The sequence below is a fragment of the Streptomyces sp. NPDC107498 genome (genome assembly GCF_055582805.1).
Genome location: NZ_JBVJPE010000007.1, coordinates 17,987 through 44,251, shown reverse-complemented (window position 1 = coordinate 44,251; position 26,265 = coordinate 17,987). Strand labels below are relative to the sequence as shown.

17 protein-coding genes are annotated in these 26,265 nt (G+C 72.5%); 6 read left to right on the top strand and 11 right to left on the bottom strand.

Annotated elements, in window-relative coordinates:
• Positions 1-26 precede the first annotated feature (26 nt).
• Entirely contained in the window at positions 27-539 is a 513-nt protein-coding gene (locus tag ACZ66Z_RS14550; RefSeq protein WP_469934315.1) for a GNAT family N-acetyltransferase, read from the top strand.
• A gap of 111 nt (positions 540-650) precedes the next feature.
• Here the strand turns inward: ACZ66Z_RS14550 and pulA are convergent, their stop codons facing one another.
• From pulA to ACZ66Z_RS14515, 7 genes are all read right to left on the bottom strand, one after another.
• Positions 651-5,945, bottom strand: coding sequence for a pullulanase-type alpha-1,6-glucosidase (pulA, locus tag ACZ66Z_RS14545; protein ID WP_469934314.1), 5,295 nt, complete (start codon positions 5,943-5,945; stop codon positions 651-653).
• Positions 5,946-6,014: 69 nt separating this feature from the next.
• The gene (locus ACZ66Z_RS14540; RefSeq protein WP_469934313.1) at positions 6,015-7,700 is read right to left on the bottom strand and encodes a carbohydrate-binding module family 20 domain-containing protein; all 1,686 of its coding nucleotides are present in this window, start codon (positions 7,698-7,700) and stop codon (positions 6,015-6,017) included.
• A 122-nt stretch (positions 7,701-7,822) separates the two neighbouring features.
• Positions 7,823-8,902 carry a LacI family DNA-binding transcriptional regulator gene (locus ACZ66Z_RS14535; protein WP_469934312.1) on the bottom strand — a complete coding sequence of 360 codons (1,080 nt, stop codon included), beginning with the start codon at positions 8,900-8,902 and terminating at the stop codon, positions 7,823-7,825.
• Positions 8,890-10,563, bottom strand: a complete 1,674-nt coding sequence (locus ACZ66Z_RS14530; protein WP_469934311.1) for a glycoside hydrolase family 13 protein — start codon at positions 10,561-10,563, stop codon at positions 8,890-8,892. Before ACZ66Z_RS14530 ends, ACZ66Z_RS14535 begins: the two co-directional genes overlap by 13 nt.
• 48 nt (positions 10,564-10,611) lie before the next feature.
• Positions 10,612-11,484: a sugar ABC transporter permease gene (locus ACZ66Z_RS14525; protein WP_469934555.1), complete on the bottom strand. Its 873-nt coding sequence runs from the start codon at positions 11,482-11,484 to the stop codon at positions 10,612-10,614.
• A complete protein-coding gene (locus ACZ66Z_RS14520; RefSeq protein ID WP_469934310.1) occupies positions 11,478-12,491 on the bottom strand; it encodes a carbohydrate ABC transporter permease in 1,014 nt (337 codons plus the stop codon). Before ACZ66Z_RS14520 ends, ACZ66Z_RS14525 begins: the two co-directional genes overlap by 7 nt.
• 19 nt (positions 12,492-12,510) lie before the next feature.
• Positions 12,511-13,788, bottom strand: a complete 1,278-nt coding sequence (locus ACZ66Z_RS14515; protein WP_469934309.1) for an extracellular solute-binding protein — start codon at positions 13,786-13,788, stop codon at positions 12,511-12,513.
• Positions 13,789-14,124: 336 nt separating this feature from the next.
• Here ACZ66Z_RS14515 and ACZ66Z_RS14510 point away from each other — a divergent pair, with 336 nt between their 5' ends.
• Positions 14,125-15,159, top strand: a complete 1,035-nt coding sequence (locus ACZ66Z_RS14510) for a LacI family DNA-binding transcriptional regulator (protein WP_469934308.1) — start codon at positions 14,125-14,127, stop codon at positions 15,157-15,159.
• Positions 15,160-15,233: 74 nt separating this feature from the next.
• Positions 15,234-16,145 (top strand): phosphatase PAP2 family protein, encoded by a 912-nt coding sequence (locus tag ACZ66Z_RS14505; RefSeq protein WP_469934307.1) that lies wholly within the window; start codon positions 15,234-15,236, stop codon positions 16,143-16,145.
• 12 nt (positions 16,146-16,157) lie between these two features.
• Here ACZ66Z_RS14505 and ACZ66Z_RS14500 read toward each other — a convergent pair whose 3' ends face one another.
• Positions 16,158-17,726 carry an amidohydrolase gene (locus tag ACZ66Z_RS14500; RefSeq protein WP_469934306.1) on the bottom strand — a complete coding sequence of 523 codons (1,569 nt, stop codon included), beginning with the start codon at positions 17,724-17,726 and terminating at the stop codon, positions 16,158-16,160.
• Positions 17,636-19,177: an APC family permease gene (locus ACZ66Z_RS14495; protein WP_469934305.1), complete on the bottom strand. Its 1,542-nt coding sequence runs from the start codon at positions 19,175-19,177 to the stop codon at positions 17,636-17,638. The genes ACZ66Z_RS14500 and ACZ66Z_RS14495 overlap by 91 nt, the downstream gene beginning before the upstream one ends.
• A gap of 112 nt (positions 19,178-19,289) precedes the next feature.
• Here ACZ66Z_RS14495 and ACZ66Z_RS14490 point away from each other — a divergent pair, with 112 nt between their 5' ends.
• Entirely contained in the window at positions 19,290-19,904 is a 615-nt protein-coding gene (locus ACZ66Z_RS14490) for a TetR/AcrR family transcriptional regulator (RefSeq protein ID WP_469934304.1), read from the top strand.
• Here the strand turns inward: ACZ66Z_RS14490 and ACZ66Z_RS14485 are convergent.
• Positions 19,895-20,305, bottom strand: a complete 411-nt coding sequence (locus tag ACZ66Z_RS14485; protein ID WP_469934303.1) for a VOC family protein — start codon at positions 20,303-20,305, stop codon at positions 19,895-19,897. The two genes, ACZ66Z_RS14490 and ACZ66Z_RS14485, sit on opposite strands and share 10 nt — an antisense overlap.
• 63 nt (positions 20,306-20,368) lie before the next feature.
• Between ACZ66Z_RS14485 and ACZ66Z_RS14480 the strand changes: the two genes are divergently transcribed.
• Positions 20,369-20,872: a MarR family winged helix-turn-helix transcriptional regulator gene (locus tag ACZ66Z_RS14480; protein ID WP_469934302.1), complete on the top strand. Its 504-nt coding sequence runs from the start codon at positions 20,369-20,371 to the stop codon at positions 20,870-20,872.
• Here ACZ66Z_RS14480 and ACZ66Z_RS14475 read toward each other — a convergent pair.
• On the bottom strand, positions 20,860-23,847 hold the full coding sequence (locus tag ACZ66Z_RS14475; RefSeq protein WP_469934301.1) for a bifunctional [glutamine synthetase] adenylyltransferase/[glutamine synthetase]-adenylyl-L-tyrosine phosphorylase: 2,988 nt from the start codon (positions 23,845-23,847) through the stop codon (positions 20,860-20,862). The genes ACZ66Z_RS14480 and ACZ66Z_RS14475 overlap by 13 nt on opposite strands.
• Before the next feature lie 231 nt (positions 23,848-24,078).
• On the opposite strand from ACZ66Z_RS14475, the gene ACZ66Z_RS14470 reads away from it, so the two are divergent.
• A complete protein-coding gene (locus ACZ66Z_RS14470) occupies positions 24,079-26,217 on the top strand; it encodes a PIG-L family deacetylase (protein ID WP_469934300.1) in 2,139 nt (712 codons plus the stop codon).
• Positions 26,218-26,265: the final 48 nt, after the last annotated feature.

Genomic DNA, 26,265 nt, shown 5'->3' with positions numbered 1-26,265 from the left:
CCGGCCACACCTTTACGGTGGGGGCCGTGGATACACAAGTGACCTTCCGGCAGGCGGACGAGCGCGATCTCGACCTTCTGGCGGGGTTGTTCGACGGGGTGGCGCACTGGATGGTGCGCAGCGGGATCGAGCAGTGGAAGCCGGGGGCGCGGGGCCCCGAGCACTTCCGCGCGCGGATCGCCGAGGGCGAGGTCTGGATCGCCGAGCGGGCGGGGCGGGCCGTGGGGGCGTACGAGCTGTGGTGGGAGGACCGGGAGGTCTGGGGGCCGCAGCCGCCGGTGGCCGGGTACGTGCACCGGCTGATGACCGACCGGGAGACGGCGCCCGCCGGCGCGGGGCGGACGCTCCTCGCGCACGCGGAGGAGCGGATCGCGGCCTCGGGCCGGACGCTGGCCCGGCTGGACTGCGAGGCGCGGAACCCGGCCCTGGGGCCGTACTACGAGGAGGCCGGGTACACGGACGCCGCCCCGCGCCTGGAGAAGGTCGGGGCGGACGGCCGCCGGTACGCGGTGCGGCTGATGGAGAAGGCCCTGGCGTGACGGCGGCCGCGCCAGGGCCCGCGTTCGGCCGGTCCTGAGGATCGGCCCTGCGATCGGCCGGTCCTGGAGGCGGGGGTCGTGGTCGGCCCGCCTCCAGGACCGGGCCCGTGATCAGCTCGCCTTGAAGACCGCGACCGTCCGCGCCGGGACCGTGAAGGTGCCCGTGGCCGACTCGTACGCGGCCGTCCTCACCACGGCGTCGGAGCCGCCGGCCTGGACCGGGTGCAGGCGGTAGCCCTTCCCGGCCAGGTCGGCGACCTTCTGCGAGGTGCCGCTCGGGGTCGCGTTGAGGACGACCACCAGGTCGCCGAGGCGCATGGTGATGACGCCCGGGGTCTCGTCGCGGCCGGAGAGCGGGAAGGACAGGGCCTGCTGGACGCGGTCCGCCGTGGCCAGGGAGAACACCGGCTCGGTGGTGCGGATCCTCTGCAGGTCCCGGTAGGCGGCGGAGGCTCCGTCGATCTGCTCGCAGCCGACGGTCAGGGCCGGGTCGACGAGCAGCGGCTTGGCGTGGGACCACTTGGCCTTGTTGTCGGCGGCCGGCGGCAGGCCCCGGCCGAAGCCGTTGCCGTCGCGGCAGTCCCAGTGGATGGCGTTGAACCAGTCGCCGCTGTCGAAGGAGTTGCGGTCCAGGGACTTGGAGCGCAGCAGGTCCGAGCCGGCCTGGGAGAGGGCCGGGCCCTGGGAGAGGGTGGCCGTCGCCATGGCGAGGACCTGCATGCGGGCGCGGTCGGCCGGGGAGGTGTCCGCCGGCAGCTTGAAGGCGAGCGCGTCGTACAGGGACTCGTTGTCGTGGGCGTCGGTGTAGGCGAGGGCGTCGCCGGGGGCGGCGGCGTATCCGGCGGGGGCGCCGTTGTAGTCCACCTCGGAGCCCTTGACCGCGCGCCCGGAGGTGTCGGTGAAGGCGAACTCGGCGAGGTTGCCGCTCAGGCCGACCTTGATGAGGTCCTGGTAGTGCAGGAGGCGGGCCTTCTGCTCGGCCGGGGTGCCGTTGGCCTTCGACGCGTTGGGGTCGGTGTAGAGGCCGGAGGCGAAGCCCTGGACGCCGGGGTCCTCGTCGAAGGGGCCGCCGCCGCGCACGGCGTCGCGGGCCCGGTCGGAGAAGGTGGCGACGCCGGTGCCGGCCATGTTCTTCTGGGTGGCCTGGACGAAGCGGGCGTCGTCGGCGACCTCGCCGAAGTTCCAGCCCTCGCCGTAGAGGACGATCGCCTTCCCGTCGACGCCGTCCTTCTCCGCGGTCAGCCCGTCCAGCGCCTTGCGGACGGCGAGGATGTTGGCCTTCGGGTGGTGGCCCATGAGGTCGAAGCGGAAACCGTCGACCTTGTACTCCCTGGCCCAGGTGACGACCGAGTCGACGACGAGCTTGCCCATCATGGCGTTCTCGGGCGCGGTGTTGGCGCAGCAGGTGGAGGTGGCGACGGAGCCGTCGGCCTGGAGGCGCTGGTAGTACCCGGGGACGATCCGGTCGAGGACGGACTTGTCGGACTGTCCGGCGGCGACGGTGTGGTTGTAGACGACGTCCATGACGGTGCGCAGTCCGTCGCCGTTGAGGGCCTGGACCATCTGCCGGAACTCGACCGTGCGGCGGGTGCCTTCGGGGTCGGTGGCGTAGGAGCCCTCGGGGACGGTGTAGTGCAGGGGGTCGTAGCCCCAGTTGTAGGCGTCCTTGGCCGCTGCGGCGGTGACGCAGGCCTGCTGCTCCTCGGAGTCGGGGGCGTAGACCTTCAGGTCGCAGGCGGGGGCGGCCTGGTCGGACTTCTTCTCGGGGACGGTGCCGAGGTCGAAGGCCGGGAGCAGGTGGACGTAGGAGGTGCCGGAGGCGGCGAGGTCGCGGAGGTGCCGCGCTCCCTTGCTGTCCCGGTCGGTGAAGGCGAGGTAGGTGCCCCGGTGGTCGGCCTTCGCCGTGGGGTCGGCGATCGAGAAGTCCCGGATGTGGAACTCCTGGATCTGGGCGTCCCGCAGCGGCACGGCGGCGGGCTTCCTCAGGGTCCTCCAGCCGGTGGGGGCGAGCTTCGGGTCGGCGAGGTCGACGACGAGGCTGCGGGCGGAGTCGGTGGTGAGGGCGGTGGAGTAGGGGTCGGTGACCCGGTTCTCGACGACCTTCCGCGCGCTCGGGGCCCAGACCTTCACGACGTACCGGTACGGCTTGCCCGTCCAGGTCCGGGGGCCGGTGACGGACCAGACGCCGGAGGCGGGGTCGCGCCGCATGGGCACGGTCCTCCCGTCGAGTTCGAGGGAGACGGTCCGGGCGGTGGGGGCCCACAGGGAGAGGGTGGGGCGTCCGCCGCGGAAGACGGGGCCGAGGGCGGCCTTCGTGGCCTTCGCCGCGTACAGGTCGTCGAGGACGCCGGCGGTCTGGACGCCGGTGGCGGCGAGCAGGGCGCCGTTGGCGGCGCGCTGGGTGGCGACGAGCTGGCCGCGCAGGGAGTCCCGTACGCGGTCGGCGTCGCGCGGGTCGACGGTGAAGGCCGGGTAGTCCTCGAGGTGGGGGTGCGCGGTCTTCTGGGCGTCGGTCAGCGCGGACGGGGTGAGGCGGAGCCACTGGCCCTCGGCGTTCAGGGCGCCGTCGGTGACGGTGATCCCGCCGTCCTTCGCGTACACCAGCTGCTGGCTGGTGGCGTCGGTGGCCTTCACCTTCCAGACGACGGTGTTCCGGTCGATCCACTGGGCCTCGGCCTTGCCGAGGTCGAGGTTCGGGGTGCCGCCGACGGTCGGGAGGAGGTACTTCGGCTGTCCGCCGAGCAGCCAGACCTCGTGGCCGTAGGTGGCGAGGTCGAGGGACTGGTCGGTGGGCAGGTCCTTCTGGTCGCCCTTGTGGAGGATGTACGAGAGGGAGCTCGCGCCCTCGGTGAGCGGGACCTCGTAGACGGCGCCGTAGGCGTCGAAGCGGGCCGGCATGAGGGGCTTGGACCAGTCGGTGGGCTGGGCGGCGCCGGTCCAGGTGTGGAGGCCCCAGCCGTCGTGGTTCCCGTCGGCCCGCTGGTAGTGGATGACGGCCTTGGACCTCTCCGGGGTGGCGGGGGCCGGGTTCGTGTCGGACTGGCCGTCGGCGCCCCGCGTGATCCAGACCTCGCCGGTGCGGCCGAGGTTGATGCTGCGCTGCGGGCCGTCGGCCGTGCCGTCCTTCTCGACGGTGTACGGGACGGTGGAGGCGCCCTCGGGGACCTTGACCCAGGCGAAGGCGCCGAAGGCGTCGCGGCCGGTGAAGGCGGTCTCCTGGTCGGCGGCCCTCAGCTTCCAGCCGTCGTAGTCCCCGTCCTCGCGCCGGTAGTGCACGACGGCGTAGGGGCGCTCGACGGCGACCGGCTTCTCGGGGGCCGGGGGCGCGCCGGCGGTGGTGGCGGCGAGGGCGCTCGCGGTGCGGCCCGCGCCGTCCACGACGACGGCCTTGTAGCGCAGGGCGGTGCCGGCGGGGGCGGTGACGTGCTGGGTGACCTTGTAGGGGGCGTGGTCGGCGGTGCCGAGGGTCTCCCAGCGGCCGTCGCCGACCTGGGCGGCGAAGACGACCCGGTCGAGTACGTCGCCGGTGACGTCGGCTGAGAGCTCGACGGTGCCGGTGGAGCCGGCGGCCGGGGCCTTCAGCGTCACGGTGGGCTTCGCGGCGGGAGCCGGGAGCGGCGCGTCGGCCTTGAGGACGAGGGAGGAGAGGGCCGGGACGGTGACGGTGACCTTGCCGTCCTTCGCGGCGACGGCGCCCCGGCCGCCGTACAGGGTGCGCAGGCCGGTGAAGTCGACGGGGACGGTCACGGTCTTCGGGGTGGTGGCGCCGTTGACGGCGACCAGGTACTCGGTCCGCGTCTTCGGGTCGGTGCGGGTGAAGGCGTAGACGGAGCCCTCGGCGTACCGTTCGCGCTGGACGCCGTCGCGGAGGGCCGGGTTCTCCCGGGTGAGCTTCGACAGGGCGGCGATCGAGCGGTAGAGCGGGTGCGTGGTGTCGTACGCGTCGGAGGCGTGGGTGCGGTCGGTGCCGAGCTGGTCGTCGTCGAGGTAGTCGGCGGTCTTCGAGGCGAAGAGGGTCTGGCGGGCGTCCTTGTCGCCGCCGGGGCCGGTGAAGCCCTGCTCGTCGCCGTAGTAGACCACCGGGTTGCCCCGGGAGAGGAACATCAGCTCGTTGGCGAGGCGGTCGCGGCGGACGAGTTCCTCGTCGGAGGCGTTCGGGTTGTCCTGCTGGAGGAAGGTGCCGATGCGGCCCATGTCGTGGTTGCCGAGGAAGGTCACCTGCTCGTAGGCGTTGGCCTTGTCGGTGGTGTAGCGGTAGTCCTCGGCGAAGACCCGGGCGAGGCGGTCGGCGCCGGCGCCCTGGGAGGCGAAGGCGCGGGCGGCGTCCTGGAAGGGGAAGTCGAGGGTGGCGTCGAGCCGGCCCCGGGTGACGTACGGGGAGGTGACGGCGGTGTCGGCGGAGTACACCTCTCCGAACATGAAGAAGTCCTCGCGGCCCCGCTTCTTCGCGTACGCGTCGAGGGCGGTGGCCCACTGCGTCCAGAAGTCGAGGTCCACGTGCTTGACGGTGTCGATGCGGAACCCGTCGATGTCGAAGTCGCGGACCCACTTCTCGTAGATCCTCTTCATGCCGTCGACGACCTCGGGGCGCTCGGTCCACAGGTCGTCGAGGCCGACGAAGTCGCCGTACTCGGCGGACTCCCCCACCCAGGTGGAGTCGCCCCGGTTGTGGTACATCGTGGGGTCGTCGAGCCAGGACGGGACCTTGCCGCCGGTCGTCGTCGGCGCGTACGGGAAGGAGTCCGCGTCCACCTTCCCGATCGCGGTCCGGTCGTCGAAGGGGCGGCCGGAGGCGTCGAGGTAGGGGTAGGCGCCCTTGGGGCGGTAGCCGTACTTCTTCTCGGCGTAGTCGACGGTGTCGGCGGTGTGGTTGGTGATGACGTCGAAGAAGACCTTCATGCCCTTGGCGTGGGCGGCGGCGATCAGCCTCTCCAGGTCCTCGTTGGTCCCGAAGTGCGGGTCGACCTGGGTGAAGTCGGTGATCCAGTAGCCGTGGTAGCCGGCGGACGCGTCCTTGCCGGTGCCCTGGACGGGCCGGTTCTTGAAGATCGGCGCCATCCAGATCGCGGTGGTGCCGAGGCCCTTGACGTAGTCGAGCCGCGCGGTCAGGCCCTTGAGGTCGCCGCCCTGGTAGAAGCCCTTGTCGGTGGGGTCGAAGCCGGTCTCCAGGCGGCTGCCGGTGAGCCCGCCCCGGTCGTTGGAGGCGTCGCCGTTGGCGAACCGGTCGGGCAGGACGAAGTAGAACTGCTCGCGGGTGAGGTCCTGGCGGGCCGGCTGGGCCGCGAGGGACCGGTCGGAGGGCGGGGCGGGCGTCCTGCCGGCGGCGGTGGCCGTCGCGGGGACGGCGGGCACGAGGGCGGCGCACAGCGCGGCGGCCAGCGCGACCGCCGTTCTCTTGCGTATCACGGGGGTGCTCCCTGGAGGTACGGGAAGAGAGGGCCGCCCCGGCGGGACGGCCCTTTGCGAGGGGGAGGCTCAGTTGCGGAAGGTGTCGTTCAGGACGATCCGGCCCGAGGCGGGGACGGTCGCGGTGCGGTTGGCGCCGGACTCCCAGGTGACGTTCCCGGCCGCGTCCTTGCGGACGTACTTGTACTCGAAGGCCGTTCCGGCGGGCAGGTTCACCGTCAGCGTCCAGACGGGGTACGCGGCCGGGTCGAGCTTGAGGGCGGAGGCGGGGGCCCAGTTGCCGAGCTCGGCGCGGTTGCCGGTGACGTAGACGTTCTGGCCGGTGACCGTGGTGGCGTTCACGTTGAAGGAGGCGCCGGCGGTGGCCGGCTGGGTGCCGCAGTTCACGGCCCCGGTGTGCAGGGCGAGCGCGGTGTTCGCGGCGAGGGTGGCCGTGAACTGGCCGGAGGCGTTCACCGTGACGGCGGTGTTCGACTGGACGTCGCAGTAGCCGCCGGCGGGCAGGGAGGTCTGGAAGGTGCGGGTCAGGGCCGAGGTCTCGTGGTTGATCGCCACGTAGGCCTTGGAGCCGCGGCCGAACGCGATCGCGTTGCCGCCGTTGTCCCACCAGTTGGTGACGGCCTGCCCGCGGGCGGTGTTGCGGAAGGCCACCATGGAGGAGATCTCGCGCCAGGCGTGCTGGCACTTCCAGCCGTCGCTGTAGCAGGCGTTCACCCGGCCGTTGTTCGGCGGGCCCGCGTCCTTGTCGGTCCACTCGTAGCCGGAGTGGACGTCCGGGGAGCCGTAGGGCCAGGCGAGCATGAAGACGGAGGCGAGGGTGTAGTTCGCGCCGTCCTTGTAGGTGAGGGTGTCGCCCTGGCGCTCGGTGTCGTGGTTGTCGACGAAGACGCCGGACTGGCCGGAGGGCATGTAGCCCCAGGCCTCGCCGAAGTTCTTGAGGTAGGCGAGCTTCTCGTTCTGCAGGACCCGCTTGAGGTCGCGGGCGTAGCGGAACTCCTGGACGTCGCCGTTGCCGAGGTACTCGCTCGGGGAGACGGCCTCGCCGGCGCCGTGGATGGCCTCCTGCTTCCAGTAGACGGAAGGATTCGTCAGCCGGGACTTGATGTTCGCGAGGTCGGCGGCCGGCATGTGCTTGGCGGCGTCGATGCGGAAGCCGTCGACACCGAGCGACAGGAGGTCGTTGAGGTAGCCGGCTATCGTGCCGCGGACGTGGTCCTCGCCGGTGTCGAGGTCGGGGAGCTGGACCAGTTCGCAGTTCTGGACGTTCGCCCGGTCCTGGTAGTTGGAGATCGTGGCCCGGCAGTCGTCCATGTCGGCGCCCGAGTAGAGGCCGGGGTAGTCGTACTTGGAGAACGGGGTCCCGCCCGTTCCCGTGCCCGATCCGTTCGCCATGTGGTTGACGACGGAGTCGGCGACGACCTTCACGCCCGCGGCGTGGCAGGTGTCGACCATGTTCTTGAAGGCGGTGCGGTCGCCGAGACGTCCGGCGATCTTGTAGCTGACCGGCTGGTACGAGGTCCACCACTGGCCGCCCTGGAGGTGTTCCTGGGGCGGGGACACCTGGACGTATCCGTATCCGGCGGGGCCGAGGCGGTCGGTGCACTCGCGGGCGACCGAGGCGAAGTTCCACTCGAACATCACCGCGGTGACGTCCTTCTCGCCGGGCGGGGCGGCCTGCGCCGGGGCGTTGCCCGTGACGGCCGCAGCGGCTCCCGCCACGAGGGCGAGTGCAGCTGCCACGGTCTTTCTGGCCATGTCTCCTCCTGCTGACTTCACTGTCGCAAGAAGTTGCCGAAAAGTTCAGCAACCGTTTTCAGCCGTGACCGTATGAGTGCCCCGGCGCCCGGTCAACCCTCCGGACGCCCCGGCATGACTTGTTACGAAAGGACGTGCGGGAGCCGGCCGGGCGGCTGCGCCGTGGAACCGCGCACCACCAGCTCCGGCTGGAAGACGAACTCCGTGCGCTGCACCGGGTTCCCCTCGATCTCCTCCAGGAGCGCGCCGACGGCCGCCGTCGCCATGGCCTGCACGGGCTGGCGCACGGTGGAGAGCGGCGGACTGGTGAAGGCGATGAGCGGCGAGTCGTCGAAGCCGACGACGGAGACGTCCCGGGGCACGTCCAGGCCCCGGGCGCGGACCGCGCGGATCACGCCGAGTGCCATCAGGTCGGAGCCGCAGACGATGCCGGTGCAGCCCTCGCCCAGCAGGATGTCGGCGGCGGCGTGCCCGCCCTCGACGCCGAAGAGCGTGGGTCTGATGAACCGTTCGGCCTCGGCCCGGTCGACGCCGAGGAGTTCGTACAGCTCGGCGGTGAAGCCCTCGGCCTTGCGGCGCGAGGGCACGTACCGGGTGGGGCCGATGGCGAGGCCGATCCGCTCGTGGCCCAGCTCGACCAGGTGCCGGACGGCCATCCTGGCCGCGGCCCGGTCGTCCGGGGAGACGAAGTTGGCGTCGACGTGCTCGTTGTAGCCGTTGATGAGGACGTACGGGACGCCGCGCTCGGTCAGCCGGGCGTAGCGCGCGGGGTCGGCGGTGGCGTCCGCGTGCAGCCCGGAGAGGAACACGATGCCGGCCACCCCGCGCTCGACGAGCTGGTCGACGAGCTCGTCCTCGGTGGCACCGCCGGGCATCTGGGTGCAGAGGACCGGGGTGTAGCCGTGCCCGGCGAGGACCTGCTCGACGACCTGCGCGAAGGCCGGGAAGATCGGGTTGGTCAGCTCGGGCACGACGAGCCCGACGAGGCCCGCGCTGCGGCGTTTGAGCCGTACGGGACGCTCGTAGCCGAGCACGTCGAGCGCCGCGAGGACCTTGTGCCGGGTCGCGCCGGCCACCCCCGCCTTGCCGTTGAGGACCCGGCTGACGGTGGCCTCGCTGACCCCGGACTGGGCGGCGATGTCCGCGAGCCGCGGGGCGCCGTTCCCGGCGCCCCGCGGCAGGGGGATCGTCACGCCGCCCACCAGACGGTGGTGTCGGCGGGCAGTTCCACCGTCCCCTCCGCGGCGGGGCCGCCCACCTCCCCGCTGGAGAGGAGATACCGGCCGGGCAGCGGGACGGTGATGGCCCGGCCGGTGGTGTTGGCGGTGCAGACGAACCCGTCGCGGCGGAAGGAGAGCACGCCCTCGGGCGCCTCCAGCCACTCGACGGACTCGCCCGCACCGAGTTCGGGGCGCTCGCGCCGGACGGCGAGCGCGCTGCGGTACAGCTCCAGGGTGGAGCCGGGGTCGCCGGTCTGCGCCTCGACGCTCAGTGCGCTCCAGGTCGCGGGCTGCGGCAGCCAGGAGCCGCCGTCGCCGAAGCCGTACGAGGAGCCCTCGACGGTCCACGGGATCGGCACCCGGCAGCCGTCGCGGAAGCCGTCCTGGCCGCTGGCCCGCCAGAACGACGGGTCCTGCCGGACCTCGTCGGGCAGGTCGGTGACGTCCGGCAGGCCGAGCTCCTCGCCCTGGTAGACGTAGGCGGATCCGGGCAGGGCCAGCATGAGCAGGGTCGCGGCGCGGGCGCGGCGCAGGCCGAGCCCGCGGTCGCCGGCCTCGCGGAGCTGGGTGCCGAGGCCCGCCGGGTTGGCGAAGCGGGTGGTGTGCCGGGTGACGTCGTGGTTGGACAGCACCCAGGTGGTGGGGGCGCCGACCGGGCGCATCGCGTCGAGCGAGGCGTCGATGACGGCGCGGAGCTCGGCGGCGTCCCAGTGGGTGCCCAGGTACTGGAAGTTGAAGGCCTGGTGCATCTCGTCGGGGCGCACGTAGTTCGCGGTGCGGTCGACGGTCGGGGTCCAGGCCTCGGCGACGAGGATGCGCTCCCCGTCGTACTCGGCGAGGATCTGCCGCCAGGAGCGGTAGATCTCGTGGACGCCGTCCTGGTCGAAGAAGGGCATGACGTCGTTGCCGAGCAGCTTCAGCTGGTCGTGGGCGCCGATGTCGGGCAGGCCCGCGGCCTTGACCAGGCCGTGGGCGACGTCGACGCGGAAGCCGTCGACGCCCATGTCGAGCCAGAAGCGCAGGATGGAGCGGAACTCGTCGCGGACGGCCGGGTGCTCCCAGTTGAAGTCGGGCTGCTCCGGGGCGAAGAGGTGGAGGTACCAGTCTCCGGGGGTGCCGTCCGGGTTCTCCGTACGGGTCCAGGCGGGGCCGCCGAAGATGGACTCCCAGTCGTTGGGCGGGAGTTCGCCGTTCCTCCCCTTGCCGGGGCGGAAGTGGTAGCGCTCGCGGAGCACCGAGCCGGGGCCCTCGCGCAGGGCGCGCTGGAACCACTCGTGCTGGTCGGAGGAGTGGTTGGGGACCAGGTCGACGATGATGCGCAGGCCCAGTTCGTGGGCCTCGCGGATCATCGCGTCGGCGTCGAGGAGCGAACCGAACATGGGGTCGATGGCCCGGTAGTCGGCGACGTCGTAGCCTGCGTCGGCCTGCGGCGAGGCGTAGAACGGGGAGAGCCAGACGGCGTCGACGCCGAGTTCCCTGAGGTACGGCAGCCGGCTGCGGACGCCCTCCAGGTCCCCCATGCCGTCGCCGTTCCCGTCGGCGAAGCTGCGCGGGTAGACCTGGTAGATCACGGCGTCTCTCCACCAGCCCGTGTGCGTGCCGGTGGTGGGGGCGTCGGCCGGGGTGGCGAGATGCTGGGTCATGTCTTCCCTGGGAGGTAAGGAGGGGCGTACAGGTGGGGCGTTCAACCGTCAGCCCTTGACGGCGCCGGCGGACATGCCGGTGACCAGGTGCCGCTGGGCGAAGAGGAACACCAGGGCGGCGGGGACGGCGATGAGCACGGAGGCCGCGGACATCGGGCCCCACTGGGCGCCGTACTGGTTGACGAACTTCTGGAGTCCGCCGGCGAGCGTGAGGTTCTCGTCGCCGACCATGAAGGCGGAGGCGTAGGCGACCTCGCCCCAGGCGGTGATGAAGGAGTAGAAGGCGGTGACCGCGATGCCCGGCTTGGCGAGCGGCAGGATGAGCCGCCAGAAGGTGCCGAACGGGGTGAGGCCGTCGACGTAGCCGGACTCGTCGATCTCGCGCGGGATGGTGTCGAAGAAGCCCTTCATCATCCACGCGCAGAACGGGACGGCGATGGTCAGGTACGTGATGACCAGGCCGACCGGCTGGTTGAGCAGGCCCATCGTCGCCATGATGTTGTAGATCGGCACGATCAGGACGGCGACCGGGAACATCTGGGTGATGAGCAGCGTCCACATCAGGCCGCGCTTGCCGGGGAACCGGAAGCGGCTGACGGCGTAGCCCGTGGTGGCGGAGACGAAGACGCCGAGGACGGTGGTGAGACCGGCGACGAGCAGCGAGTTGCCGAACCAGGTGAGGAACGGGGTGTCGTCCAGCAGGTTCGTGTAGTTCTCGAGCGTCGTCTCCCTGAAGAAGTCCGTGGTGGTCGCGAACTTCGCCGGCTTCAGCGAGGTCAGCAGGACCCACAGCACCGGGAAGACGGCGATCACGGAGGCGACGATCAGCGTGACGTGCAGACCGACCGAGGCGAGCGGGGAGCGGCGGCCCCGGATCGGGGCGTTCGGGGTCTGGGGGGCGGGGGTCGTGGTGGTCACCAGACTTCTCCCTGCTTGCGGAGGACGCGCTGGTAGAACGCGGCGAAGACCATCAGGAGGACCAGGATGAGCACGCCCCACGTGGACGACTGGGCGAAGTCGCGCGGGCTGACCTCGAAGGAGAACTTGTAGGCCTGGGTGACGAGGATCTGGGTGGCCTCGCCGGGCCCGCCGCGGGTGAGCAGGAAGATCACCGGGAACATGTTGAAGGTCCAGATGGTGCTCAGCAGGATCACGGTGGTGCTGACGGACCGGAGCCCCGGCATGGTGATGTGCCGGAAGCGCTGCCAGGCGCTCGCGCCGTCCATCTCGGCGGCCTCGTACAGCTCGCCGGGGATGGACTGGAGTCCGCCGAGGAGGGCGACCATCATGAACGGGACGCCGAGCCAGACGTTGGTCGCGATGACCGAGAGCTTGGCCCAGGTCGGGTCGTTGAGCCACGGGACGGCGTCGATGCCGCCGCCCGCGAGGACCTTGTTGAGCAGGCCGTTGTCCTGGTTGTAGAGGAAGCGCCAGGCGAAGACGGAGACGAAGCCGGGCACGGCCCAGGGCAGGATCAGCATCAGCCGGTAGGCGGAGCGGCCGACGATCCTGCGGTTGAGGATGTTGGCGAGGCCGAGGCCGAGGGCGAAGGTCAGCGCCACGCAGGACACGGTCCAGACGACCGTCCAGCCGAGCGTCCCGAGGAACTGGCCCCCCGTGATCGCGTCGGTGTAGTTGTCCAGACCGACGAACTCGTAGGTGGCCGGGATCTCGTTGACACCGATCGACCGCGCGACGTTCCGCTCGTTGGCGTCGGTCAGCGACAGGTAGACGCCGCGGACCAGCGGGTAGCCGATGATCACGGCGATCACGATCGTCACCGGGGCGACCATCGCCCAGGCGTACCAGTGGGTGGAGAGGGAGCGCTTCGCCGCGCCCCGGTGACTGCCAGTTCCGCGGCTCCGGCCGCGGGCGACGACGTCGCCCGCGGCCTTCGCCACCGACTGGCCGGTGGTGTCCACGGCCATCAGCCGGCCTGCCTTCCTGTTACTTCCAGTCCTTCAGGAGCTTGCGGTAGCCGTCGCCCACCGTCTTGGCTCCCGTCTCCGGAGTGGTCTGGCCGGTCAGGACCTTGGTGTACTCGGTGACGAGCGGCGCGAAGAGGCTGCCGGTCTCCGGGATCCAGGGGCGCTCGACGGCCTTGTCGACGACCGGCTTGAAGAAGGAGATCATCTCGTTGGTCGCGACGTCCGGCTTGATGTAGACCGACTCGCGCGTGGGGAGCAGGCTGAGCTCCTTCGAGACCTTCGCCTGGGTCTCGGCCGAGGTCATGTACTCGGCGAAGGCGTAGGAGGCGTCGAGGTTCTTGGAACCGGCGTAGACGGCGAGGTTGTGGCCGCCCTGCGGGGCGCCCTGGCCGCCCGAGCCGGCCGGGACCGGGGCGATGCCCAGGTTGGCCTTGTCGGCGAACTCCTTGCCCGCGTAGGTGTCGGCGACGGCCCAGGGGCCGTTGATCATCATGGCGACCTTGCCTTCCTTGAAGGCGGTCTGCATGTTGTTCCAGCCGTCGGTCGCGTCCGTCTTGGCCGCGCCGGAGTCGACCAGGTCCTTGACGACCTTGAAGGCCTTCACGCCGGCCGGGTTGTCGACGGTGATCTTCTTGTTGTCGGCGTCGACCAGGTCGCCGCCCTCGCCGTACAGGAAGGAGAGGAACCAGTAGGCGTCGTCGCCGCGCAGGTACAGGCCGGTCTTGCCGGTCTTCTGCTTGATCTTGGCGGAGACGGACTTGAGCTCGTCGATGGTCTTGGGAACCGTGACGCCGGCGTCCTTGAAGATCTTCTTGTTGTAGAAGATGCCCATGGAGTCGATGACCTGCGGGACGGCGTAGGTCTTGCCGTTGTACTTGGTGGAGGCGGCGGCCTGCTTGAGGAAGTCGTCCTGGTCCTTGAGGGCCGGGGTGCCGTCCAGCGGGGCGAGGTAGCCGAGGTCGGCGAACTCGGGGGTCCAGGCGACCTCGGAGCGGATGACGTCGGGCGCGCCGGAGCCGGACTGCGCGGCGTTCTTGAACTTGTTCTGGGCCTCGCCGAAGGGCACGTTCACGTACTTGACGGTGACCTTGGGGTGCGCCTTGGTGAAGTCCTCGGCGACCTTCTTGAAGACCTTGTCCTCGGAGCCGACCGTGGAGGTGTCCCACCAGGTCACGGTGCCGGAGAGCTCGCCCGAGCCCTTCGAGCCGCCGTTGGAACCGCTGTCGCTGCCGCCGCACGCCGCCAGGGTCACGCCCAGGGCCGCGACCAGCGCGGTAGCCGCTATGCCACGCCGCATGTGAACTCCTTCGATGATCCCGGGGGTGACGAGGGGCTGGAACCTTCCTCATGCGACCGCTCCCTCGCGGCGCTCCGGGTTGCCAGGAACGTAACAGGGATGAAAACGAGCCGAAAGACCTTGCGAGAACTTTCTGCAAGGTCCGGCGATCGTTACATTCACGTGTCCCGAAGGTTGCCGAAGGATCGCTTGACAGGGGAGAACGGGCCCCCTTTCCGCCCGAAAGCCCCCGCAAGGCGCCGGCGGGGACTGCAAGGCCTTGCAGCAGGACGGCGTTCGGGCCGACTGCGGAGCGACGGTGGGCAACACGCCCCGTGACCGGTACAGTCCGTTCTCATGACCGCGCGGCTCTCCGACATCGCAGCCCAGGCGGGGGTCAGTGAGGCCACAGTCAGCCGCGTGCTCAACGGCAAGGCGGGGGTGGCCAACGCCACCCGCGAGTCCGTCCTTGCCGCGCTCGACGTGCTCGGCTACGAGCGGCCCGTGCGTCTGCGCCGGCGCAGCGCGGGACTCGTCGGTCTCATCACCCCCGAGCTGGACAATCCGATCTTCCCCGCCCTGGCCCAGGTCATCGGGCAGGCCCTGACCCGGCAGGGGTACACCCCGGTCCTCGCCACCCAGACCCCCGGCGGGTCCACCGAGGACGAGCTCACCGACATGCTGGTGGAGCGCGGCGTCGCCGGCATCATCTTCGTCTCCGGCCTGCACGCCGACACCACCGCCGACATGACGCGCTACGACCAGCTGCGCGGCAAGGGCGTCCCCTACGTCCTCCTCAACGGCTTCTCCCCGAAGGTGCAGGCCCCCTTCGTCTCCCCCGACGACCGGGCGGCGATGCGACTGGCCGTGACGCACCTGGCCTCCCTCGGGCACACCCGCATCGGCCTCGCCGTCGGGCCGAAGCGGTTCGTGCCGGTGCTGCGCAAGATAGAGGGCTTCCAGCAGGGCATGGCGGAGCGGTTCGGCCTCTCCCCCGAGGAGTCCGAGGAGCTGATCCAGCACTCCCTCTACACCCTGGAGGGCGGCCAGGCCGCGGCCGGGGCGCTGGTCTCCCGCGGCTGCACGGCGATCGTCTGCGCGAGCGACATGATGGCGCTCGGCGCGATCCGGGCCGCCCGGCAGCAGGGTCTGGACGTCCCCCGGGACGTCTCGGTCGTCGGTTTCGACGACTCTCCGCTCATAGCGTTCACCGACCCGCCGCTCACCACGATCCGGCAGCCGGTACAGGCGATGGGGCAGGCCGCGGTCCGCGCGCTCCTGGAGGAGGTGGGGGGCACCCCGGCCCCGCACTCCGAGTTCGTCTTCATGCCCGAGCTGGTGGTTCGCGGCTCCACCGCGTCGGCTCCGGCGTCCGCGCGCACTCCTTCCTGAGGGGGAGCGGGTGCACCCGGAACCCGACCGAGGGATGATCGGTCGGGGGGCGGGATCTGGCAGACTCTCTCGCTATGGGTGAAACGACCGTGAAGAGCTTGGACAGCCGGACGACCCCGTCGTCACCCATCGTGGCCGACGAGGGAAGGCTCGCGCGGCTGCGCGCGCGCTCGCCCCGGCGCCCCAGCATCTGGTTCGAGATCCTGCTCATCGCGGTGAGCTACTGGACGTACTCGCTCATCCGCAACGCGGTGCCGGAGCAGAAGGCCGAGGCGCTCCGGAACGCCGACTGGATCTGGCGGACCGAGGGCTCCCTCGGCCTCGCCTTCGAGCACGCCGTCAACCACGCCGTGAACTCGGTGACGTGGCTGATCGTCTCGATGAACTACTACTACGCCACGCTGCACTTCGTCGTGACCATCGGTGTGCTGGTGTGGCTGTACCGAGGGCATCCGGGCCGTTACGCGGCGTTCCGCACGGTCCTGTTCGCGACCACCGGTGTGGCCCTGGTCGGTTACTACCTGTATCCGCTCGCACCGCCCCGGCTCATGAACGGCCAGGACTTCGTCGACACGGTGCTCGTCCACCACACCTGGGGCTCGATGGCCTCGGGCAACCTCAAGCACGTGTCGAACCAGTACGCGGCGATGCCGTCGATGCACATCGGCTGGTCGCTCTGGTGCGGTCTGACCGTCTTCCTGCTCGCCCGGGCGCCCTGGGCGAGGATCCTCGGCCTGCTCTACCCGGCGGCGACCCTCGTCGTCATCGTCGCCACCGCCAACCACTTCTGGCTGGACGCGGTCGGCGGCATGATCTGCCTGTCCTTCGGCTTCGCCGTCTCCTACTTCTGGTACGGCTCCCGCCCCCACCGCCTGCCGAAGCTGGTGGAGCCGGCGGCGTCGACCCCGCGGCGGGGCGGTCCGCCCCCGGTGACGGGGACGGACCGCGAGAAGGACGGCGCGGAGCCGGTCAGCTCCGCCAAGTGACCCGGTCCCCGCTCAGTTCCTGTACGTGATCCCTCCCCCGACGACCGTCAGCCGGACCGGGGCCTCGGCGAGCTCGTCCGCCGGCGCCTCCACCGGGTCCACGGCGAAGGCGGTGAGGTCGGCCCGGCGGCCCGGGGCGATCCGGCCCGCGACCGCCTCCTCCCCCGCCGCGAACGCCGCGTGCGTGGTCATCCCCTCCAGGGCCATCGGACCGGTGAGCCCGTGCCGGGCGGCGGCCGCGCCGCGCGGGGCGCGGGCGGTGGCGAGGACCTGACGGGCGTCGTAGTGGGCGATGGGCCAGTCGGAGCCGAGCGCGAGGTGCGCCCCGGCGTCCCGCAGGTCCCGGAAGCGCCAGGCGCGGGCGGCCCGCTCCCCGCCGAGCCGCTTCGACCATTCGTCGGTGTGGTCGGCGCGGGTGTACGCGGTGTGCGGGGGCTGCATCGAGGCGACGACGCCGAGTGCGGCGAAGCGGCCGAGCTGGTCGTCGGGGACGGTCTCGATGTGCTCGATCCGGTGGCGGGGCCCTCCCGTGCCGAGGCCTTCGACGGTGTCGAGGACGTGCCGGACGGCGGCGTCGCCGATGGCGTGGGTGGCGGTGCCGACGCCGGCCCGGTGGAGGTGGCGCACGGCGGCGGAGTAGGCGGCCGGGTCGGGCCAGAAGGCGTCGGTGCCCCGGCCGTGGCAGTCGGCGTGCTCCAGCCAGGCGGTGCCGCCCTCGACGGTGCCGTCCATGAAGAACTTCACGCCGCCGATCGCCCACAGGCGTCCGGCCCGCTCCTGGAGGCGTACGAGTCCGTCGAGCTCCTCGGGGCCGGCGCCGGGCATGCACCAGGGGGCGAGGCGGAGGCGGACCGGCAGGTCGCCGTCCTCCTCGATGCCGGCGAGGAGTCCGGGGACGTCGTGTCCGCCGAGGTCCATGACGTGGGCGGCGGTGAGGCCGGTGGCGGCCATGGCGCCGAGCAGCTCGACGAGCCGGTCGCGGCGCTCGGCGTACGGCTGGGCGGGCAGGACCGGGGTCATCAGGTCCATGGCGGCGTGCTCGACGAGGTGCCCGGTGGGGCGGCCGTCGGCGTCGCAGACGATCTCGGAGTGCTGGGCGAAGGAGCGGGGGCCCCGGATGCCGGCGGCCCCGAGGGCGGCCGCGCTGACGAGGACGGAGTGTCCGTCGTAGAGGCGCAGGTGGGCGGGGGCGCCGTCGAGGGCGTCCGCGACGAGGTCGTGGTGGACGGGGCGGCCGCCGAAGACGTTGTGGTCGAGGCCGAAGCCGAGCACCCAGCCGTCGCGGCGTTCGGCGCGGCGGAGGGCGGCGCGCAGTCCTTCGAGGTCGGTGACGGCCGAGAGGTCGGTGCCGGCGGCCATCTCCAGGCCCCAGACGGGGTGGCTGTGGGCGTCGGTGAGGCCGGGGGTGAGGGTGGCGCCGGCGAGGTCGACCGTCTCGGTGCCGGGTCCGGCCCAGGTGCGGGCCTCGGCGTCGGAGCCGAGGGCGGTGATCAGTCCGTCGTGGACGGCGACAGCGGTGTGCCGGGAGGGCTCGGGGGTGCGGACGCGGGCGTTGACGAGGAGGAGGTCGGGTGCGGGCACTGGGGGTCGGCTCCTTCGGTGGGCGGCTCTGCGGCGAAGCGGGCGTAGACCTCGGGGCGGCTGCGGCGCAGTCGGTGCGCGAGGAGGAGCCCGAGGACGAGGACGGCGGGGACGACGGCGACGAGGACGGCGTTGACGGCGGTGGAGGCGCCGGTGAACAGGGCGACCTTGGAGGCGACGAGCCAGAGGGCGACGGCCAGCAGCACGGCGGCGGCGGTCGGGGCGACGAGGGTGCGCAGGGCGCCCTCCTGGTGCGGGACGCGCCGGAAGTAGCGGACGACGGCGAGGGCGGCGAGCAGCATCAGCGCCATGAGGCCGAGCATGCCGGGGGTGTTCACCCAGAGCAGCAGCTGGGTGTACGGGTCGGCGCCGGCGGCGGCGAAGCCGAGCACGATGACGGCGCCGAGCACGGTCTGGGCGACGCCGGCGAGGTACGGGGAGCGGTGGCGCGGGTGGACGCGGCCGAGCGCGGCGGGCAGGACGCCTTCTTCGGCGAGCGCGAGGCCGTAGCGGTTGATCGCGTTGTGGAAGGCGAGGAGGGAGGCGAGGATGCTGGTCACGATGAAGACGTGCATCAGGTCGGCGGCCCAGCCGCCGACGTAGGTGGTGATGGCGGTGAAGAAGAGTCCGCCGGTGTCGCCCGCGGCGGCCTCGACGACCTGGTCGTCGCCGAAGGCCTGGATGACGGTCCAGACGACGAAGGCGTAGAAGAGCCCGAGGAAGCCGACCGCGATGTAGGTGGCGCGGGGGACGGTGCGGGCCGGGTCGCGGGCCTCGCGGCGGTAGATGACGGTCGACTCGAAGCCGGTGAAGGCGGAGAAGGCGAAGGCGAGCACGGCGGCGGTGCCGGGAACGAGCACGTTGCCGGGGGCGAAGGAGCCGAGCGAGATCCCGTCGGCGCCGCCCTTGATCAGGACTCCGGCGGCGAGGAGCACGAGGATGCCGGTCTCGGCGACGAGCAGCACGCCGAGGACCTTGGCACCGAAGTCGATGGAGCGGTAGCCGCCGTACCAGATGAGCAGCAGTCCGGCGAGGGCGATCGGCAGCCAGGGCGGGTCGACGCCCCACAGGGCGTGGGCGGTGTCGGCGGTGGCCGAGCCGAGGAGTCCGTAGACGCCGATCTCCATGCCGTTGTAGCCGACCATGGCGACGAGGGCGGCGGCGATGCCGAGGGGTGTGCCGAGGCCCTGGGCGACGTACGCGTAGAAGGCGCCGGCGCTGCGGACGTGGCGGCTCATCGCGGTGAAGCCGACGGCGAAGACGGCGAGGGTGAGGCCGGCGAGGAGGTATCCGGCCGGGGCGCCGATGCCGCCGAGGACGAGGGCGACGGGGGCGACGCCTGCCATGACGGTGAGCGGGGCGGCGGCGGACACGACGAAGAAGGAGATGTCGGCGGTGGTGAGCGTGCCGGTGCGGAGCCCGGGCGGCTTGTCGGAGGCGCTGGACGACATGGGGTGGGGAGGCCCTTCTGCGACGGGAGCAGGAAACCTAAAGCCTTTCGGTTGGCGCAATGTAGCCTCGTCCCCGACGATTCGGGAAGACCTGAACTGGGGGAAGACCTTCATGGGCCGGCCGCGCACACCCCTCCTCGACCGGGAGCGCATCACCACCACCGCGCTCGAACTCGTGGATGAGCAGGGCGAGTTCAGCGTGCCGCAGATCGCCCGCCGGCTCGGGGCGCAGACGGCCTCGGTGTACCACCATGTGGACGGCCGGGACGGCATCGTGGAGCTGCTGCGCGAGCGGGTCTGCGACGCCATCGACGACGCCGCCTTCGAACTGACGCCCTGGGACGCGGCCATGGCCGCGTGGGCCCGCTCGTACCGCGCCGCCTTCGCCGCCCATCCGCGCACGATCCCGCTGCTCACCGCCTCGCCGGTGCGCGCGCCCAAGGTGCTCCAGCAGTACGAGAAGGCCGTCGCCCACCTCCTGGACGCGGGCTTCCCGCTGACGGGCGTGATGCCGGTGATCATCGGCCTGGAGAACCTGGTGCTCGGCTCGGCGCTCGACATGGCGGCGCCCGGGATGATGTGGGAGCTGGCCGACGAGACGGCCACCCCCCAGCTGGCCCGCGCCCTCGACGCGGTCTCCGAGGGCCGCGCCGACCAGGCCTTCGAACTGGCCCTCGCCGGCTATCTGGCCCACATCCGGACGCTGCTCGACACAGATCAGCTGTAGGACTGGAGCTCGATCAACCGCCCCTCCGGGTCCCGGAGATGGGCGGTGCGCAGACCGGGGCCCCACTCCGGGCGGTCGGCCGCGCCGAGGGCGGGGACGCCGCCGGACCCCAGGCAGAGGGCGAGGGCCCCGTCGACGTCGTCCACCCGCAGCACGAGCATCTCGGCGTCCTGGGCCGGCTCCGGACGGGCCGGCAGGTCTTCGGTGCCGAGGACGGAGGCCATCGCGGCGCGGTCGAACAGCACCAGGACGCCCCGGCCGTCCACCTCCCAGCCGGCGTACGGCCCGTCCGGGCCGCCCTTGTCGAGGACCGCGCCGGTCAGCGGGGGCAGGACGGCCGCGTAGAAGCGGAAGCATTCGGCGAAGCGGGTGACGAGCAGGCGGGGGTACGGGGCGTGCACGGCGGGCTCCTCGAAGAATGGTGGGTCCGCACCCACTATAGGAGCGAACCTTAGACTTCGGTCATGTCCTCCGCGCGCTCCACCCCGCCCGCCCTGCTCGACCTGAGCACCTATCTGCTCTCCAGGATCGGCAGGACCGCCCGGGGCCGCCTCGCGCGGCGCCTGTCCGAACGCGGCCTGCGCCTCTGGGACATGGCGGTCCTCGCCGCCCTCTCCGACTTCGGCCCGCACGCCCAGCGCGACCTCGCCTCGCGGCTCGGCGTGGACCCGAGCGACATGGCGAAGGTGATCGAGCAGCTGTCCGCCGGCGGATACGTCGAGCGGGCGCGCGACCCCGAGGACCGCAGGCGCGTCTCCGTGTCGCTCACCCCCGCCGGGCGGACGCTCCTCGCGGAGCTCGACGCCGAGGCGCGCGCCGTGCAGGACGAGGTGCTCGCACCACTGGCCCCGGAGGAACGGGCCCTGCTCCAGGGCCTGTTGCTCCGGGTGCACGAAGGGCTCCAGGGGGTGTCCTGCCGGTCGCCGCGAGCCCGGCCTGACCGGCAGGACACCCCCTACGCTCCGTAGAACAGCTCCTCGACGACGGCCCTGGCGCGGCGGGTGATCCGGCGGTAGTCGTCGACCATCTCGCCGACGTGGCCCGACTCGTACCCCAGGTACCGCCCCACCGCAGCGAGTTCGCGCGGCTCCGACGGGAAGGTGTCGCCGGGACGGCCGCGGACCAGCATCACCGCGTTGCGCACGCGGGTGGCGAGGACCCAAGCCTCGTCGAGGGTCTGCGCCTCCTCCGTCGGGATCAGGCCCGCCGCGTGGGCGGCGGCCAGGGCCTCGCGGGTACGGGTCGTCCGCAGGCCCGGTTCGGCCCAGCCGTGCCGCATCTGGAGCAGCTGGACCGTCCACTCGACGTCGCTGAGGCCGCCGCGCCCGAGCTTGGCGTGGAGCGTCGGGTCGGCGCCGCGCGGCAGCCGCTCGGACTCCATCCGGGCCTTGAGGCGGCGGATCTCGCGGACCGCGTCCTCGCCGAGGCCCTCCGCCGGATAGCGCAGCGGGTCGACGAGCTCGATGAAGCGGTCCGCCAGGTCCAGGTCTCCCGCCATCGGCGCGGCGCGCAGCAGCGCCTGGCTCTCCCAGACGAGCGACCAGCGGCGGTAGTAGGCCTCGTACGACTTCAGACTGCGCACCAGGGGGCCGCTCTTGCCCTCCGGGCGCAGATCCGCGTCGATCAGCAACGGCGGGTCGGACGTGGGCAGTTGGAGCAGTCGGCGCATCTCGGTGACCACCCGGTTCGCGGCCCGGGCCGCCTCCTGCTCGTCGACGCCCTCACGCGGCTCGTGCACGAACAGCACGTCGGCGTCGGAGCCGTACCCGAGCTCGTGGCCGCCGAAGCGGCCCATGCCGATCACCGCGAACCGGGTCGGCAGCTCCTCGCCCCACTCGGCGCGCACGGCGGCCCGCAGGGCGCCCGCGATCGTCGCCGCGTTGAGGTCGGTGACGGCCTCCCCCACCCGGTCGACGAGCGCGCCCGGGTCGGGTTCGCGGGGGCTGTCCTCCGTGCCGTACGAGCCGATGAGATCGGCCGCCGCGGTGCGGAACAGCTCCCTTCGGCGCACCCCGCGGGCCACCGCGACCGCCTGCTCGGCGCCGTCCGCGCGGCGCACCGCCGCCAGGACCTCCTGCTCCAGGTGGTCCCGGTCGCGCGGCTTCAGGCCCTCCGGGTCGCCGAGGAGCGCGACGGCCTCGGGGGCGCGGAGCAGCAGGTCAGGGGCGAGGCGCCCGGCGGAAAGGACCCGGGCGAGGTTCTCGGCGGCGGCGCCCTCGTCGCGGAGCAGCCGCAGGTACCAGGGGGTCTTGCCAAGGGCGTCGGAGACCTTGCGGAAGCCGAGGAGCCCGGCGTCCGGGTCGGCGGAGTCCGCGAACCAGCCGAGCAGCACCGGGAGCAGCGTCCGCTGGATCGCCGCCTTCCGGGTCACCCCGGAGGCCAGCGCCTCCAGGTGGCGCAGGGCGGCGGCGGGGTCCGCGTACCCGAGCGCTTCGAGCCGCTGCCCGGCCGCCTTCGGACTGAGCCGGATCTCGCCGGGGGCGAGCTGCGCGACCGCGTCGAGCAACGGCCGGTAGAAGAGCTTCTCGTGCAGGCGCCGGACGACGGCCGCGTGCCGCTTCCACTCCTTGTTGAGCGCGGCGACCGGGTCGGTGCGCAGCCCGAGGGAGCGGCCGAGGCGGCGCAGGTCGGCCTCGTCCTCGGGGACGAGGTGGGTGCGGCGCAGCCGGTGGAGCTGGATGCGGTGCTCCATCGCCCGCAGGAAGCGGTACGCCTCGTCGAGCTGGGAGGCGTCGGCGCGGCCGACGTAGCCGCCGGCGGCCAGCGCGGCGAGCGCGTCGAGGGTGGTGCCGCTGTGCAGGGTGGCGTCGCTGCGGCCGTGCACCAACTGGAGGAGCTGGACGGCGAACTCGACGTCCCTGAGGCCGCCGGGGCCGAGCTTGAGCTCGCGCTCGACCTGTGCGACCGGGATGTTGTCGACGACGCGGCGGCGCATCTTCTGCACGTCGGGGACGAAGTTCTCGCGCTCGGCGGCCTGCCAGACCAGCGGCGAGACGGCGTCGATGTACTGGGCGCCCAGCTCGGGGTCGCCGGCCACCGCGCGCGCCTTGAGCAGTGCCTGGAACTCCCAGGTCTTCGCCCACCGCTGGTAGTAGGCGAGGTGGGAGGAGAGGGTGCGCACGAGGGGGCCGTTGCGGCCCTCGGGGCGCAGATTGGCGTCGACCGGCCAGATGGTGCCCTCGACGGTGGTCTCCGAGCAGATCCGCATCAGATGGGAGGCGAGTCGGGTCGCGGCCTGGATCGCCTTCCCCTCGTCGGCGCCCTCGGCGGGCTCCCCGACGAAGATCACGTCCACGTCGGAGACGTAGTTCAGCTCGTGGCCGCCGCACTTGCCCATCGCGATCACCGCGAGCCGGCACAGGGCGGCGTCGGCGGGTGCGGCCGTACGGGCGACGGCGAGCGCGGCGCGCAGGGTCGCCGTCGCCAGGTCCGCGAGCTCGGCGGCGGTCTGGGCGACGTCGGTGGTGCCGCACACGTCACGGGCCGCTATGGCGAGCAGGCAGCGGCGGTAGGCGACCCGCAGCGACACCGGGTCGGTGGCCTCGGCGAGCCCCTGCTCGAACTCGGCGACCCCCGGGTGCAGGTCGGCCGCCTCGTACGTGACGAGGGTCTCCCAGTCGCGGGGGTGCCGGGCCAGGTGGTCGGCGAGCGCCTCGGAGGCGCCGAGCACTCCGAGGAGCCGGTCCCGGAACGGCTTGGCGGAGAGCAGCGTGGTGGTGAGGGTCTGCCGCTCCGTCTCGGCCTGCGCCTCGACGAGGCGGACCAGGCCGCGCAGGGCGAGGTCGGGGTCGGCGGTCGCGCCGAGGGCGTCGAGGAGGACGGGGTCGCCGCGCAGCGCGGACAGCTCGGGCACGTCGAGGAGCCGTTCGGCTCCCGAGGGGTCGGTGAACCCGTGCCGCAGCAGACGTGAGAACGTGCTGCTCCTGCGTCCCGGCACCGTCATACCGCCGCTCCCTCCGAGCAGGTCCGACCCCGGGGACGAACCCGGGACATCGAGCCTATCCGGAGCGGGGGGCACGGGCGTCCGGGCCCGCGGTTCACAGTGGGTCACACGTGATGTCTCGCACATCGGTGGCTTTTCGGACTCGATGAACCGTATTCCTTGAAAGTTCGTCTTGCCTTCCGCAGGACCGCCCCGCTCGTCCGACCTCATGGGAAAGCACGCCACCGAGACATGTCCGTCAGCCGCCCCCGCCGCCGCTCCCTCCCCCTCCCGTCCCGTCGCAGGACCGCCGCGACGGTGGTGACGGCCGCCCTGGTGGGCGGCGCCTTCGTCGGGCTCCTCACGGTGTCGGGGGCGCCACAGGCGGCGGAGGACCCGACGGCGCACGCGCCCCTGAAGGTCCTGCCGGCGAAGGCGCGCGGGAAGGCCGGGAAGGGGGCGAGGACCGCGGGGCCCCGGAGGAACGACACGCCAGGGCAGCCCGTGAAGCCCGTCCGGGACGCCCGTGCGCAGGTCTCCGTGATGCAGATCGTGGCCCACCCGGACGACGACCTGTTCTTCATGAACCCGGACGTCTCCCAGTCCCTCCGCTCCGGCAGCCCCCTCACCGCCGTCTACCTCACCGCCGGCGAGTCCGACGGGGTCAACGCCCGTCCCCGCGACGCCAAGGCCGCCGCCCCCGACAAGGCGGGCTACGCCGAGGCCCGGCAGAACGGCATACGCGCCGCCTACGCCGAGATGGCGACGGGCAGCCGGACCAGCCCCTGGGACCGGACCGCGATACCCACGGCCGGCGGCGGACTGGCCGAGCTGGACACCCTGCGCGCCCAGCCGCAGATCAAGCTGGTGTGGCTCCAGATACGCGAGGCCGGCGCCACCAACGGCGACCGGCCGCACAGCCTCCACGGCCTCTGGAACGGCCGCATCACCACCCTCGAGTCACAGCGCTCCGCCGGCACCCCCGTCACCTCCGACTTCGCCTACACGAAGGAGCAGGTCGTGGCCACGGTGACCGGGCTCCTGGAGCGGTTCCGGCCGACCTTCGTCCGGATGCAGGACCCGAGCCCCGGCACGTACCCGAAGAGCGGGAAGTTCCGGGACCACCAGGACCACCTGTACGGGGCGCGGTTCGTGCAGACCGCGCTCGCCCGGTACGCGGAAGTGCCCGGCCACCCCCACGTCGGCGTGCAGAACTACCTCGGCTACCCGACCACCGTCCTGCCGCACACCCTCGACCCCGAGACCGCCGACGCGAAGCTGCGGACCCTGAAGACGTACGCCTGGCTGGACGGGATCCACGACTGCGGCCCCGACGCCGGCTGCGGCGACCTGAAGGTGGCCGCGCGACCCGCCGGGCGCGGCTGGACCCAGACCGTCCGGTACGCCCGGGGCACCTCCACCTCCTGGGTCCAGCGCGACCCGAACGGCGGGCTGCACGCCTTCTCCGTCCTCGACGGGCGCCTCGCGGCCTGGCGGAAGCCGGCGGACGCCGTGGCCTGGCAGGGCCCGGAACTGCTGCCCGGCGCCGGCCTCGACAGCGGGATCACCTCCGTGACCCTGCCCGACGGCCGCATCGCCGTCTTCGGCACCCGCACGACGCTCGGCGACGACCCGGCCGCCTACCGGCGCGAGGTGGTCACCACCGTCCAGGTCGCGCCGGGCGCCGGCTTCGGCCCCTGGCTCTCGCTCGGCACGCCCGAGCGGAGCGACGCCGAGGGCACCTCGGACATCAGCGCGCCCGCCGTGACCGTGGCCCCCGACGGCCGGGCCACCCTGGTCCTGCGCGACAGTCGCCACCGGCTGACGGTCCGTGAGCAGCGGCCCGACGGCGGTTGGGGCCCGTGGCGGTCCCTGGGCGGCACGGAGGTGTACGGCGATCCGGTGGCGGCGACGGGCGCGGACGGCCGGGGCCACGTCTTCGCCAGCACCCCGCGCACCGTCCTCGCCTGGGCCGGGCGGAGCCCCGGCGGGCCGCTGACCGGGCCCGCGCCGACCGGGCTGCCGCCGACGACCCTGGCGCTGAGCGCGAGCGCGGCGCCGGGCGGCGACGGCGTACGGCTCTGGTTCCGCAAGCCCTCCTCCGGGGACCTGCGGAGCGCCGACTTCTCCGGTACGGGTCCGGTCTCCCCGGTCACCGAACTGCCCGGCACCGGCGTCGCGGGCTTCGGCCCGGTGAGCGGCGGCGACGGCCTGCTCGCGGTCCGGTCCCGCACCGGCTTCCTGGCGACGGCGCCGCACGGCCGGGCCGGAGTGCGTCCGGTGTGGACGCTGGAGAAGTTCCTCTTCTCCGGCGCGCCGGACGCGGGGACGGACGGGGTGGCGGCCATCGGCCTGGACGGCCGCCTCCACTGGACCCCGGCGGGGCCCTGACCCGACCGGCCGCACCGGCGCCGCCGGGGCCCGGAACCCGGCCCCGGC